Annotated in this window: 11 protein-coding genes; 7 read left to right on the top strand and 4 right to left on the bottom strand. The window is 59.6% G+C overall.

Annotation, left to right across the window (positions count from 1 at the left end; translation table 11 throughout):
- The first annotated feature begins 12 nt into the window (after window positions 1-12).
- The 5 genes from pyrG to BVU99_RS09230 all read left to right on the top strand — a co-directional run bounded on the left by pyrG (window position 13) and on the right by BVU99_RS09230 (window position 6,132).
- Entirely contained in the window at window positions 13-1,650 is a 1,638-nt protein-coding gene (gene pyrG, locus BVU99_RS09250; protein WP_004932674.1) for a CTP synthase (glutamine hydrolyzing), read from the top strand.
- An 81-nt stretch (window positions 1,651-1,731) separates the two neighbouring features.
- Window positions 1,732-3,027 (top strand): phosphopyruvate hydratase, encoded by a 1,296-nt coding sequence (eno, locus tag BVU99_RS09245; protein ID WP_025301599.1) that lies wholly within the window; start codon window positions 1,732-1,734, stop codon window positions 3,025-3,027.
- 286 nt (window positions 3,028-3,313) lie between these two features.
- Window positions 3,314-4,504 (top strand): FAD/NAD(P)-binding oxidoreductase, encoded by a 1,191-nt coding sequence (locus BVU99_RS09240; RefSeq protein WP_099816576.1) that lies wholly within the window; start codon window positions 3,314-3,316, stop codon window positions 4,502-4,504.
- Window positions 4,501-4,905 carry a hypothetical protein gene (locus BVU99_RS09235; protein ID WP_080271238.1) on the top strand — a complete coding sequence of 135 codons (405 nt, stop codon included), beginning with the start codon at window positions 4,501-4,503 and terminating at the stop codon, window positions 4,903-4,905. The genes BVU99_RS09240 and BVU99_RS09235 overlap by 4 nt, the downstream gene beginning before the upstream one ends.
- Window positions 4,906-4,935: 30 nt before the next feature.
- Window positions 4,936-6,132: a methionine gamma-lyase gene (locus BVU99_RS09230; protein ID WP_099816575.1), complete on the top strand. Its 1,197-nt coding sequence runs from the start codon at window positions 4,936-4,938 to the stop codon at window positions 6,130-6,132.
- A gap of 37 nt (window positions 6,133-6,169) precedes the next feature.
- Here BVU99_RS09230 and BVU99_RS09225 read toward each other — a convergent pair whose 3' ends face one another.
- From BVU99_RS09225 to BVU99_RS09210, 4 genes are all read right to left on the bottom strand, one after another.
- Complete coding sequence (locus tag BVU99_RS09225) at window positions 6,170-7,564, bottom strand: amino acid permease (protein ID WP_025301603.1); 1,395 nt, start codon at window positions 7,562-7,564, stop codon at window positions 6,170-6,172.
- 102 nt (window positions 7,565-7,666) lie between these two features.
- The gene (gene hutH, locus BVU99_RS09220) at window positions 7,667-9,202 is read right to left on the bottom strand and encodes a histidine ammonia-lyase (RefSeq protein WP_049204764.1); all 1,536 of its coding nucleotides are present in this window, start codon (window positions 9,200-9,202) and stop codon (window positions 7,667-7,669) included.
- A complete protein-coding gene (gene hutU, locus BVU99_RS09215; RefSeq protein ID WP_025159649.1) occupies window positions 9,199-10,890 on the bottom strand; it encodes a urocanate hydratase in 1,692 nt (563 codons plus the stop codon). Before hutU ends, hutH begins: the two co-directional genes overlap by 4 nt.
- A 375-nt stretch (window positions 10,891-11,265) precedes the next feature.
- Entirely contained in the window at window positions 11,266-12,606 is a 1,341-nt protein-coding gene (locus BVU99_RS09210; RefSeq protein WP_025301605.1) for an aromatic acid/H+ symport family MFS transporter, read from the bottom strand.
- A gap of 323 nt (window positions 12,607-12,929) precedes the next feature.
- Between BVU99_RS09210 and queE the strand changes: the two genes are divergently transcribed.
- Both queE and BVU99_RS09200 read left to right on the top strand, forming a co-directional pair.
- Window positions 12,930-13,601 (top strand): 7-carboxy-7-deazaguanine synthase QueE, encoded by a 672-nt coding sequence (queE, locus tag BVU99_RS09205; protein ID WP_004932641.1) that lies wholly within the window; start codon window positions 12,930-12,932, stop codon window positions 13,599-13,601.
- A 43-nt stretch (window positions 13,602-13,644) separates the two neighbouring features.
- Window positions 13,645-14,154 (top strand): GNAT family N-acetyltransferase, encoded by a 510-nt coding sequence (locus tag BVU99_RS09200; protein WP_168186780.1) that lies wholly within the window; start codon window positions 13,645-13,647, stop codon window positions 14,152-14,154.
- Window positions 14,155-14,166: the final 12 nt, after the last annotated feature.

The following is a 14,166-nucleotide window of genomic DNA, read 5'->3' as shown; positions in this document are numbered from 1 at the left end:
CTCAGGTTCAGCATGACAACTAATTATATTTTTGTGACCGGCGGGGTCGTATCCTCTCTGGGTAAAGGCATTGCCGCAGCCTCTCTGGCGGCTATTCTTGAAGCCCGTGGCCTCAACGTTACCATCATGAAACTGGACCCGTACATCAACGTGGATCCGGGCACCATGAGCCCGATTCAGCATGGGGAAGTTTTCGTCACCGAAGACGGCGCAGAAACCGATCTGGATTTGGGTCACTACGAGCGCTTCATCCGCACCAAAATGTCGCGTCGCAACAACTTCACCACCGGCCGCATCTACTCCGACGTGCTGCGTAAAGAACGTCGCGGCGACTATCTGGGCGCGACCGTGCAGGTCATTCCGCACATCACCAACGCGATCAAAGAACGCATCATCGAAGGCGGCGAAGGCCACGATGTGGTGCTGGTGGAAATCGGCGGCACCGTCGGCGATATCGAATCGCTGCCGTTCCTCGAAGCCATCCGTCAGATGGCGGTGGAAGTGGGCCGCGAGCACACCCTGTACATGCACCTGACGCTGGTGCCTTACATGGCGGCGGCGGGCGAAGTGAAAACCAAGCCGACCCAGCATTCCGTAAAAGAGCTGCTTTCCATCGGTATTCAGCCTGATGTGCTGATTTGCCGTTCCGATCGCGCGGTTCCTGCTAACGAACGCGCGAAAATCGCGCTTTTCTGTAACGTGCCGGAAAAAGCGGTTATCTCTCTGAAAGACGTTGATTCTATTTATAAAATCCCAGGCCTATTGAAATCTCAGGGGCTGGACGATTATATTTGTAAACGATTCAGCTTGAACGCACCGGAAGCCAACCTGGCCGAATGGGAACAGGTGATCTACGAAGAAGCCAATCCGGGCGGCGAAGTGACCATCGGTATGGTCGGCAAATACGTTGAGCTGCCGGATGCCTACAAGTCGGTGATCGAAGCGCTGAAACACGGCGGGCTGAAAAACCGTCTGACCGTGAACATCAAGCTGATCGACTCGCAGGACGTAGAAACCCGCGGCGTGGAAGTGCTGAAAGGGCTGGATGCGATCCTGATCCCGGGCGGCTTCGGCTACCGCGGCGTGGAAGGCAAAGTGATGACCGCACGCTATGCGCGCGAGAACAACATTCCTTACCTGGGCATTTGCCTGGGCATGCAGGTGGCGTTGATGGAGTTCGCTCGCAACGTGGCCGGCATGGAAAACGCCAACTCCACCGAGTTTATGCCAGACTGTAAGTACCCGGTGGTGGCGTTGATCACCGAATGGCGCGACGAAGACGGCAACGTCGAAGTGCGCAGCGAAGAAAGCGATTTGGGCGGCACGATGCGCGTAGGTGGCCAACAGTGCAACCTGAGCGACAACAGCCTGGTGCGTCAGCTGTACGGCGAACCGACCATTGTCGAGCGTCATCGTCACCGTTACGAAGTTAACAACATGCTGTTGAAGCAGATCGAAGCCGCAGGGCTGCGTGTCGCCGGTCGTTCCGCCGACAACAAGCTGGTCGAGATCATTGAACTGCCGAATCACCCGTGGTTTGTAGCCTGTCAGTTCCACCCGGAATTTACGTCTACGCCGCGTGATGGGCATCCGCTGTTCGCCGGCTTCGTGAAAGCCGCAGGCGAGCATCAGAAGCGCCAGGTGAAATAAAATATTTGGTGGGCGGCGCGCGGTGAGAACCGCGCGCTGTTTGTCTGGAGTTTTAGTTTAACTTGTACTGAGGAAAACCTAATGTCCAAAATCGTTAAAGTCATCGGTCGTGAAATCATCGACTCCCGCGGTAACCCGACTGTTGAAGCCGAAGTTCATCTGGAAGGCGGTTTCGTCGGCTTGGCTGCTGCGCCGTCAGGTGCTTCTACCGGTTCCCGCGAAGCGCTGGAACTGCGTGACGGTGACAAGTCTCGTTTCCTGGGTAAAGGCGTACTGAAAGCCGTTGCTGCAGTAAACGGTCCGATTGCTCAGGCAGTACTGGGTAAAGATGCCAAAGACCAGGCGAACATCGACAAGATCATGATCGATCTGGACGGCACCGAAAACAAATCCAACTTCGGCGCCAACGCCATTCTGGCGGTTTCCCTGGCAGCAGCGAAAGCGGCCGCAGCCTCTAAAGGCATGCCGCTGTATGAGCACATCGCTGAACTGAACGGCACCCCAGGCAAATTCTCCATGCCACTGCCGATGATGAACATCATCAACGGCGGCGAGCACGCTGACAACAACGTCGACATTCAGGAATTCATGATTCAGCCGGTTGGCGCGAAGACCCTGAAAGAAGCGGTGCGCATCGGTTCCGAAGTGTTCCACCACCTGGCGAAAGTTCTGAAAGCCAAAGGCATGAACACCGCAGTAGGCGACGAAGGCGGCTATGCGCCAAACCTGGGCTCCAACGCCGAAGCGCTGGCCGTTATCGCTGAAGCGGTAAAAGCGGCGGGCTACGAGCTGGGCAAAGACGTTACTCTGGCGATGGACTGCGCGGCTTCCGAATTCTACAAAGACGGTAAATACGTGCTGGCCGGCGAAGGCAATAAAGCCTTCACTTCCGAAGAGTTCACTCACTTCCTGGAAGAGCTGACCAAACAGTACCCAATCGTGTCTATCGAAGACGGCCTGGATGAATCTGACTGGGCGGGCTTCGCTTACCAGACCAAAGTGCTGGGCGACAAAATTCAGCTGGTGGGCGACGACCTGTTCGTGACCAACACCAAGATCCTGAAAGAAGGCATCGAGAAAGGCATCGCTAACTCCATCCTGATCAAATTCAACCAGATCGGTTCTCTGACTGAAACGCTGGCTGCAATCAAGATGGCGAAAGACGCTGGTTACACTGCGGTGATCTCTCACCGTTCCGGTGAAACCGAAGACGCGACCATCGCCGACCTGGCGGTAGGGACTGCGGCTGGCCAGATCAAAACCGGCTCCATGAGCCGTTCTGACCGCGTTGCTAAATACAACCAACTGATCCGTATCGAAGAAGCGCTGGGTGACCGTGCGCCATTCAACGGCCTGAAAGAAGTTAAAGGCCAGTAAGTTCGACCGATTCGGTTGTTAAATAAAAACCCGCTGCGGCGGGTTTTTTTATAGCTATAACCGATATATTAACCAGTAGTTATTTATTAAAAACGGTAGTTTTTAACGGGGTAAATTTATTCCGATATCTCTCTTTCCTGTTTTTATATTCCCATTTTATTTGCTTTATAACTATTCGTTACTAGACTGCCAATAAGGCAGTTTATTTCTCGCCGTTCTGCCGTAGAACTTCATCATCACCATACCTTAATACTGCCGGCTTGCTGGCCGGTTGAGCGGGGGCTTGATGCGACAGCGAATCATCATTATCGGCGGTGGAACCGGCGGCACCATCCTGGCCAATTTATTGGCCGCAAAATTACACCAAGAGATTATTAATAATAAAGTCGAGTTATTAATGATATCGGATTCGCCGCTGCATTATTACAAGCCGGCGTTTATGTATGTGGCGTTCAATGCTTTTTTCAAGCAAGAGCTCACGCGTTCACAGCGGAGTTTATTGCGGCCTGAAATACAGTTTATTGTTGATAAAGCGCAATCTTTCGATTTAAAACAGCGAAGTATAGCTACGCAAAGCGGTAAAATTTATTCCTATGACTTTCTGGTCTTTGCTACCGGCTGTGTCCCTTGGCCAGAACGCATCGAAGGATTGGCGCAGGTGGGCGATCATTTTTATCAGTATCAGGCCGCCAGGCGGCTGGCGCATAAGCTGGCGACGATCGAAAAAGGCCGAATTTTCATCACCGTGTCCTTCCCCGAAACGCCCAACGTGCCCCATCAGTGCGGCATTGCGCCGATCGAAACCACCTTGATGCTGGACGACTACCTGCGGCGGCGCGGCGTGCGCAAGGCGGTAGAGATTGTGTACACCTACCCGACCATTTCCCAACTGCTGCGCAACTGCCTGTTTTTGCAGCGGCCGACCGGCGAAGCGCTGCCCGCCATTTTTGCCGCGCGCGACATTCGCCACCAGCGTGGGTTTACCCTCAGCCGGGTAGACGCCCAGCGTAACATCGCCTATTCCGCCGAAGGGGAAGAACAGCCGTTCGACATTCTGATGGCAACGCCGCCGATTCGCGCAGTCGAGGCGGTGCGCAATACCGGGTTGAGCGAGAGTCAAAACGGCGAAGGCTGGCTGCCAACCGATCATCAAACGCTGCAGGTCTACGGCCAGCAGGGCGTATATGTGATCGGCGATACCGTGGATTTGCCGGTCAGCAAGGCCGGCGGCTCTTGCCATAATCAGGCGCCGGTCATTGCCGACAACATCGTGGCGGAAATGCGGCTGGGCCAGCCCGTGAGCCATTACGATGGCAAGGTGCAGGCGGTCGCGCAAATGGGGCTGAATGCCGGCATGCCGCTGGTCTACGACTACCGGCATGACGTACTGCCGACGCCCGCCACCAAGGTAGGCGGCATGCTGCGCAATGGGTTTAACCGTGGCCTTTACTGGGCCACGGTAAGGGGGCTGATATGACGGAAAGCACGGTGCATGCGGCGGACCTGCAATCATTGGCGGCGTTGCTCGAGAAATTGCAGCCGCTGCTGGCGGGCGGGCGGTTGGATAACGTGGTCGATCTGTTGTCGCTGTTGTCGGACGTGGTGGATATCGCCGACAACGCGCTGGTGGAGAAACTGGCCGGCGTGTTTGAAGGGCTGGTTACGGTCGGTTGGGAGGGGGGGACTGCGTTGCAGATGGCGCACAGCGAGCTGCAATTGAATCCTCCGCCGGCCAGTTTTCGCGCGCTGTACGCCTTGCTGAAGCAGCCGGATACCCTGCTGGGGTTGACGCTGCTGCTGCGTACTTTACAAATCATCGGCCAGCGCACGCGAGACAGCGCATTGCCGCCGGCCCTTTCGGATGAATCAACGAATTAAGCTTCACCCACTCAGGTAAGGAGTTGTGTTATGTCCGCTACAGCAGTTGGCCACGACTTTGCCACCCGGGCTATTCATTACGGCTACGATCCGCAGCGGTATCAGGGGGCACTGTCTCCGCCGGTGTTTATGAGCTCTACGTTTGCTTTTCCCACCGCGGAATACGGCGGTGCCTGCTTTGCCGGCACCGAGCCGGGGTACTTTTATTCGCGCATCGCCAATCCGACGTTAACCCTGCTCGAGCAACGCATCGCCAACCTGGAGGAGGGGGAGGCGGCGGTGGCGTTCGCTTCCGGTATGGGGGCGATCACCGCGTGTTGCTGGACGCTGCTCAGACCGGGCGATGAGCTGATTGTCGATGAAACCGTCTATGGCTGTACCTTCAGCTACTTTCATCATGGCTTGGCACGCTTCGGCGTCAAGATAACCCACGTTGACCTGACCCGGCCGGAGCGGCTGGCGTCGGCCATGGGTCCGCATACCCGACTGGTGTATTGCGAAACCCCGGCCAATCCCAATATGCGTTTGGTCGATATCGCCGCCGTAGCGGAGATCGCCCATCGGCATCAGGCGCTGCTGCTGGTGGACAATACCTACTGCACGCCCTATCTACAGCGGCCCTTGGCGTTAGGTGCCGATATCGTGGTGCACTCGGCGACCAAGTACCTCGGCGGGCACGGCGATCTCTTGGCCGGGATAGCGGTGACGCGTCAGGCGTTGGCCGAGGCGATCCGTCTGGAGGGGTTAAAGGACATGAACGGGGCGGTACTGTCGGCGCAGGATGCCGCGCTGGTGCTGCGTGGGATCAAAACCTTGCCGCTGCGCATGGATCGTCATTGCGATAACGCGCAGCGCCTGGCAGAGATGTTGGCGGAGCATCCGGCGGTCGAGCGGGTGTATTACCCCGGCCTGGCGAACTTCCCGCAGCATGCGTTGGCGCAGCGGCAAATGGCGCGCCCCGGCGGCATGCTGGCGTTTGAACTGCGGGGCGGCATGTGTGCAGGCATTCGCTTCCTCAATGCGCTGCAGCTCATTTTGCGCGCGGTCAGCCTGGGCGATTGCGAAAGCCTGGCGCAACACCCGGCCAGCATGACGCACTCGGCCTACACGCCGGAAGAGCGGAAACGGCACCACATCAGCGAGGGGCTGGTGCGGCTGTCCGCCGGGCTGGAGGCGTTTGACGATCTGCAGGCCGATATCCTGCAGGCGCTGGCGCAAGCGCAATAAAAAAACCCGCCGCAGCGGGTTTTATCAACAGCGGGCGTTACATCTGTTGCGTCGCCGCGGTCACCGGCGAGCCGCCGCCTTTTTTGCGCACCCACAGCCAGTAAGCCACGGTGAGTAAAGCGATCCACACCAGCCCGACGTACAGCGCGATGCGGCTCTCTTCGAAGTAGCCGAGCAGGCCGATGACGAACGCCATAAAGGCGGTCGCCAATGCCGGCGCCACCGGCCACCACGGCACCGGGAAGCTTAACTGACGAGTTTCTTCCGGCGACAGCGTGCGGCGCATGACGATCTGCGACAGCAGGATCATCAGCCACACCCAGACGGTGGCGAAGGTGGCGATCGAGGCGATGATCATGAAGACCTTCTCCGGGATCAGGTAGTTGAGCACCACCGCCAGCAGCAGGGCGACTGACATCACCAGCACCGTCATCCACGGCACGCCGCTGGCGGTCAGTTTGGTGAAGCTGCGCGGCGCCTGGCCGTCCTGCGCCATGCCGTACATCATGCGGCCGGCGCCGAAGATGTCGCTGTTGATGGCCGAAATGGCCGCGGTGATCACCACCACGTTCAGCACGTTGGCGGCGGAACTGATGCCAAGGTTGCTGAAAATCTCGACGAACGGGCTGCCGTTCTGGCCGATACTGTTCCACGGATAGATCGCCATCAGCACCGTCAGCGTCAGCACGTAAAACAGCAGGATGCGCACCGGTACGGCGTTGATCGCCTTCGGCAGCACTTTGGCGGGGTCTTTCGCCTCGCTGGCGGTAATGCCGATGATCTCGATGCCGCCGAAGGCGAACATCACCACCGCTAATGACGCGACCACGCCGCCGAAGCCGTTAGGCATAAAGCCGCCGTGTTGCCACAGGTTGCTGATACCGGTGGCGTGTTGGGTTTGCCCGAAACCGAACAGCATCACCGCCGCACCGCCGACGATCATCGCCACGATGGCGGCGACCTTGACCAGCGACAGCCAGAACTCCAGCTCGCCGAAGACCTTGACGCTGCACAGGTTGAGCGCGCCAATAAACAGGATGATGCTGAGCACCCAAACCCACTGAGCGACGTCCGGGAACCACAGCCCCATATAGATGCCGAAGGCGGTGACGTCCGCCAGGGCGACGATCACCATTTCAAAGGTGTAGGTCCAGCCGGTGAGGAACCCGGCCAGCGGGCCGAGGTAGTGGCTGGCGTAGTGGCCGAACGAGCCGGAAACCGGCTGGTGTACCGCCATTTCACCCAGCGCGCGCATCACCATGAACACCGCCGCGCCGCCCACCAGGTAGGCCAGCAGCACGGCCGGGCCGGCCAGCTGGATGGCGCCGGCGGAGCCATAGAACAGGCCGGTGCCGATCGCCGAGCCGAGAGCCATGAAACGGATATGCCGCGCGTTTAGTCCGCGTCTGAGTTGTGTCGTTTCGTTACGCATGTTGTTTCCCGTTAAGTGTTTGCCGAACAGGCACGCGCTGCCCGCGCCGGGTGGAATGCACCCGGCGGGGCAGAACAAACTGCGTGATTCAGTGTGTGATGATTATGCCTGGCTAGGCAGCAGCGCCGCAGGCAGCAGCGATGTCAGGTGACCGGCCGCCAAAAGTTGGCTGGCGGCTTCAATGTCGGGGGCGAAGAAACGATCCTTGTCGTAGAAACTGACATGCTCGCGCAGCAGACGGCGCGCCTGCTCCAGACCTTCCGAGGTCTTCAGGCCGTTGCGGAAATCCAGGCCCTGGCAGGCGGCCAGCCATTCGACCGCCAGAATGCCGCGCACGTTGTCCGCCATGCTCCACAGGCGGCGACCGGCGGCCGGCGCCATGGAGACGTGGTCTTCCTGGTTGGCGGAGGTCGGGATGCTGTCGACGCTCGACGGATGCGCCAGCGCTTTGTTTTCGCTGGCCAGCGCCGCGGCGGTGACCTGGGCGATCATGAAGCCGGAGTTCACGCCGCCGTTTTCCACCAGGAACGGCGGCAGTTGCGACATGTGTTTGTCCATCATCAGCGAGATGCGGCGTTCGGACAGCGAACCGATTTCGGCAAACGCCAGCGCCAGGTTATCGGCGGCCATCGCTACCGGTTCGGCGTGGAAGTTGCCGCCGGACAGCACGTCGCCCTGTTCGGCGAACACCAGCGGGTTATCGGAGACGGCGTTGGCTTCGATTTCCAGCACCTCGGCGGCCTGGCGGATCTGCGTCAGGCAGGCGCCCATCACCTGTGGCTGGCAGCGCAGGGAGTAAGGATCCTGCACTTTTTCACAGTTGCGGTGCGAGTCGGAGACTTCGCTGCGCGCGCCGAGCAGGTGGCGATAGGCGAGGGCGGCGTCGATCTGGCCGCGCTGGCCGCGCACCTCGTGGATACGCGCATCGAACGGGCTGCGAGAGCCCAGCGCCGCTTCCACCGTCAGGCTGCCCGCCACGGTCGCGGCGGCGAACAGATCTTCGGCATCGAACAGACCGCGCAGCGCGAAGGCGGCGGAGACTTGGGTGCCGTTCAGCAGCGCCAGGCCCTCTTTCGCCGCCAGCGTCAGCGGTTTCAGGCCGGCTTTGGCCAGCGCTTCGGTCGCCGGCAGCCATTGGCCCTGATGGCGCGCCTGGCCTTCGCCCAGCAACACCAGGCTCATGTGCGCCAGCGGCGCCAGGTCGCCGGAGGCGCCGACTGAGCCTTTCAGCGGAATATGCGGATAAACTTCGGCGTTGACCAGCGCGATCAGCGCCTGAATGACTTCCAGACGAATGCCGGAGAAGCCGCGCGACAGGCTGTTGATCTTCAGCACCATGATCAGGCGCACCAGGTTGTCGTCGGTCGGCTCGCCCACGCCAGCGGCGTGTGACAGCACGATCGAACGCTGCAGGTTTTCCAGATCGTTGCGGGCGATGCGCGTCGAAGCCAGTAGGCCAAACCCGGTGTTGATGCCGTAAGTGGTGCGGTTTTCTTCAACGATGCGTTCCACGCAGGCCACGCTCTGTTGGATAGGGCCGTAAGCGTTGTCGTCCAGCGTCAGCGTCACCGGATGTTGATACACGTCGCGTAGCTGGGCCAGCGTCAGTTTGCCTGGGCGAATAGTCAGCGCTTTCATGCTTTTTCTCCTTGGGTCGCGGCAACCATCGGCAGGTTCAGGCCTTGCTCGCGGGCGCAGTCGATAGCGATATCGTAACCGGCGTCGGCGTGACGCATGACCCCGGTAGCCGGGTCATTGTGCAAGACGCGGGCGATGCGCTCGGCGGCCTCGTCGGTGCCGTCGCAGACGATCACCATGCCGGAGTGTTGGGAGAAGCCCATGCCGACGCCGCCGCCGTGGTGCAGGGAAACCCAGGTGGCGCCGCTGGCGGTGTTCAGCAGGGCGTTCAGCAGCGGCCAGTCGGAAACCGCATCGGAACCGTCTTTCATCGCTTCGGTTTCACGGTTCGGGCTGGAAACGGAGCCGGAATCCAGGTGGTCGCGGCCGATGACGATCGGGGCGGACAGTTCGCCGCGGCGCACCATCTCGTTGAACGCCAGGCCCAGCTTGGCGCGCTGGCCGAGGCCAACCCAGCAGATGCGCGCCGGCAGGCCCTGGAAGCTGATGCGCTCGCGCGCCATGTCCAGCCAGCGGTGCAGGTGTTCGTCATCCGGGATCAGCTCTTTCACCATGGCGTCGGTTTTGTAGATGTCCTGCGGATCGCCGGACAGCGCCGCCCAGCGGAACGGCCCGATACCGCGGCAGAACAGCGGACGGATGTAGGCCGGCACGAAGCCCGGGAAGTCGAAGGCGTTGTCGACGCCGGTTTCTTTCGCCATCTGGCGAATGTTGTTGCCGTAGTCGAAGGTTGGCACGCCCATCTGCTGGAACGCCAGCATGGCTTTGACGTGATCGGCCATCGACTGCTTGGCGGCGGCGACCACTTTGGCCGGCTCGGTTTGCGCGCGCTGGCGATACTCTTCCCAGCTCCAGCCCTTCGGCAGGTAGCCGTTCAGCGGATCGTGGGCGCTGGTCTGGTCGGTGACCATGTCCGGGCGCACGCCGCGGCGCACCAGCTCAGGCAGGATTTCCGCCGCGTTGCCGCACAGAGCGATGGAGATGGCTTTGCCTTCTGAGGTGTATTTCTTGATGCGGGCCAGCGCGTCGTCCAGATCTTTGGCCTGCTCATCGACGTAGCGGGTTTTCAGACGGAAATCGATGCGGCTCTGCTGACATTCGATGTTCAGCGAGCAGGCGCCCGCCAGCGTCGCGGCCAGCGGCTGCGCGCCGCCCATGCCGCCCAGACCGGCGGTCAGCACCCAGCGCCCCTGCAGGCTGCCGTCGTAGTGCTGGCGGCCCGCTTCAACGAAGGTTTCATAGGTGCCCTGAACGATGCCCTGGCTGCCGATGTAGATCCAGCTGCCGGCGGTCATCTGGCCGTACATCGCCAGGCCTTTGGCGTCCAGCTCGTTGAAGTGTTCCCAGGTTGCCCAGTGCGGCACCAGGTTGGAGTTGGCGATCAGCACGCGCGGCGCGTTGCTGTGGGTTTTGAAGACGCCGACCGGTTTGCCGGACTGCACCAGCAGGGTTTCGTCTTCTTCCAGCGTTTTCAGGGTTTCGACGATCTTGTCGTAGCAATCCCAGTCGCGCGCGGCGCGGCCGATGCCGCCGTACACCACCAGCTCGTGTGGGTTCTCCGCAACTTCAGGATCGAGGTTGTTCATCAGCATGCGTAACGGCGCTTCGGTCAGCCAGCTTTTTGCGTTTAATTGTGTGCCGCGTGGCGCGCGTACATCGACATTGCGAACTTTGTTATTTGTAGTCACAGCAGTTTCCTCAAACAGTATCGGTGCAGATTCCATGCCGCGGTGGGGATGAGTACCACGGCATAACAATGCATAGGGCTTATTAACATATACTTGTATGTACAAGCATATGCAACACTGACCAGTTGCCGCTGAAAAGTGGCATAAGAAAAAGTTATTTTCTTTTTATATCAGGTTGATATGCGATTTTTTATCGCCGGTCTCAGGTACGGAAAGCCGGAGAAAAGTGAGCTGTTCGGCAAAAATGAATTAAAATTGACTCATTTTTGGGCGGCTAGTCACAATATTTTTACAGTCTGATTACAGTTGACGGCGGAGAATAAAAAAGCCCTATCACCGCAGGAAGAAAGCCCGCCGTGGGCGGGCTTGCAAGGGTCAGGCGGCCGGCTGCAGCGTCGGTTTGCGGCTCATCTTGCACACCGTGGCGATGGCGGCGATCAGCGCCGGCACGCACAGGAACATCAGGATGCTCTGCACTTCCCACTGCATGGCCAGCAGTTGGGCGCCCATCATGGTGCCGGCGACGCCGCCGAAGCGGCCGATGCCCTGCATCCAGGCGATGCCGGTGGCGCGGCTGTGGGTCGGGTAGAATGTCGCCGCCAGCGTTTGCAGCCCGGACTGCGCGCCGTTCATGGTGACGCCCATCAGGAAGATGAAGGCGCCTAGCAGCACGATCTGTTTATCCTCGGTGGCCATCGCCACGATCAGCAGGGCGGTGACGACAAAGCCGCTCGAGACCACTTTGTGCGCATTCCAGCGGTCCATCAACCAGCCGGCCACCAGGATGCCCAGCGTGCCGCCGAAGGTGAACAGCGAGGTGAGCATCGCCGATTGCTCCAACTGATAGCCCAATCCCTGCATCAGGATTGGCATCCAGCTCAGCAACACGTAGTAGATCACCAGCCCCATAAAGTAGGTCAGCCACAGCATCAGCGTGCCGAGCAGGTAAGGGCGGCTGAACAGCAGGCCGACGCTGGTCTTGGTCTGCGCCAGCTTCTCTTCGTACAGATAAAAACGCGTCACGCCGTCGAGGCTCCGGCTAACGAAGCGCTGCGCGATGCGCTTGATCTTCGCCGCATCCTGGCCGCGGTTAACCATATATTTAACCGACTCCGGCAGCAGCAGGATCAGCAGAACCGTCAATACCAGCGGCGCAATGGCGCCGAGCAGCAGCACACTGTGCCAGCCGTAGCTCGGGATCAGCCACGATGAAATGGCGCCGCCGCCGGCCGCGCCCAGCGGAAAGCCGCAGTACATGGTGTTGATCGCCAGCGAACGGCAGCGCTGCGGCGCGTATTCGGAGATCAAGGTAATGGCGTTGGGCATCGCCGCCCCCAGCCCGAGGCCGGTGAGGAAGCGCCACAGCGTCAGGCTGTTGAGCGAACCGGCGTAGGCGGTGGCCAAACTCGACAGGCCGAAGAACAGGCAGGAAAACACCAGCACGCGCTTGCGGCCGATGCGGTCGGAGATCGGCCCGGCGATCAGCGCGCCGAGCGACAGCCCCAGTAGCGCGGCGCTCAGCACCGGCCCCAGATCCTGTTTGACGATGCCCCAGTCTTTGGCGACCGAGGGGGCGATATAGCCCATGGCGGCGGTATCGAAACCGTCGATGGCGAGGATCAGGAATCCGAGAATGATCAGGGTCCAGTGAAACAGCGAAAACTTGCTGTCGTCGATGGCCTGTTGAATGTTTAACTCGCTGGTGGAATGAGTCATGGCACCCTCTAAACGCAGATGTAGTCGTGATGGAACGTGGCCGAAACTGGCGCTCGGCTTGTGTTTGCTTGTATATACATCTGCGCGTCAGCGCTTTATGTCAAATATAATTATCTTATTTGTTAACTGCGTGTTGTTTTCTGTGGAGCAGGTTGCACCGCCGATGAAAGGCCAAAGACCGGTTAACAAATTAAATGAACGCCATTGGCGGTGAGATATGCTGATGGCGGCGCGGAGGATAAAATTTAATACAATTTTGGCCGTTTGGTCGCCGGGCCGGAATCTGCGATAATCGCTTTTTACTTTTCCAGATTGAGAAACCGATGCAGTACCCGATCAACGAGATGTTCCAAACCTTGCAGGGCGAAGGCTTTTTCACCGGCGTGCCGGCCATTTTCATCCGCCTGCAGGGCTGCCCGGTAGGGTGCAGTTGGTGCGATACCAAACATACCTGGGAAAAGGAAGCCCATCGGGAAGTCGACCTGCAACGGATCCTGGTCAAAACAGAAGAGAGCGACGCCTGGGGCAATGCCAGCGCCGAGCAGCTGTTGGCGGTGATGCGCCAACAAGGCTACACCGCGCGTCATGTGGTGATCACCGGCGGCGAACCCTGCATTTACGATCTGGCGCCGCTGACCGAGCTGTTCGAACAGCACGGCTACCGTTGCCAGATTGAGACCAGCGGCACCCACGAAATTCGCTGCTCCGCCAACACCTGGGTGACGGTTTCGCCCAAGGTGAATATGCGCGGCGGCATGAAGGTGCTGGATCAGGCGCTGCGGCGCGCTGACGAGGTGAAGCATCCGGTGGCGCGCGAGCGCGACATCGAGGCGCTGGATGCGCTGCTGGCGACGTTGCAGGATGACAAGGCGCGGATTATCGCGCTGCAACCGATCAGCCAGAAAGAAGAGGCGACCCGCCTGTGCATCGAAACCTGCATTGCGCGCAATTGGCGGCTGTCGATGCAGACCCACAAATATCTGAATATCGCCTGAGTTTTTTATTGGCCGCAGGCCTTCGAACGGGACGGGAGTTACGGTGAAAATTGTATCGCGTGCATTCGAGGCGGTGACGGAAGCGGAATTGCGGTCGATTCGCTCGCTGTTGTCCGAAGCTTTCCCCGAGATAACCGACGGATTTTATCGGCGGCAGGTGCCGGTTTGCCTGGTGACCGCCGCGGAAGGCGAGGTGATCGTCGGCCAATTGGCGGTGCATAAGCGGCCGGTGTTGATTGACGGTGAGACCGAGGTGATCGGCATCATCGGGCTGGTGGCCGTGGCACACACGCATCGGCGCCGCGGCGTGGCCGCAAACATGCTGGTGAAGGCGCATGACTATTTGCGCAGTAAAGGGATCGCGTATTCCATACTGTTTGCGGTAAGCGAAAAGTACTATACCGGCGCCGGCTATCGGGCGATGGAAAACGAGACGGCGTTCATTGAGGATGGCGAGAGCAAAACGTTTGTCTATCGCGGGGGAATGGTGCTGAGCCTGTCGGAAAGGCCCTGGGTGGCGCGGCGCCTGGATCTGCAAGGCGAGGTAGTGTGAGGGTATCTGCAC

The organism is Serratia sp. OLAL2, assembly GCF_002752475.1.
GTDB lineage: Bacteria > Pseudomonadota > Gammaproteobacteria > Enterobacterales > Enterobacteriaceae > Serratia > Serratia bockelmannii.
The sequence above is the reverse complement of the archived record's forward strand: the minus strand, read 5'-3'. Positions and strand labels throughout refer to the sequence as shown.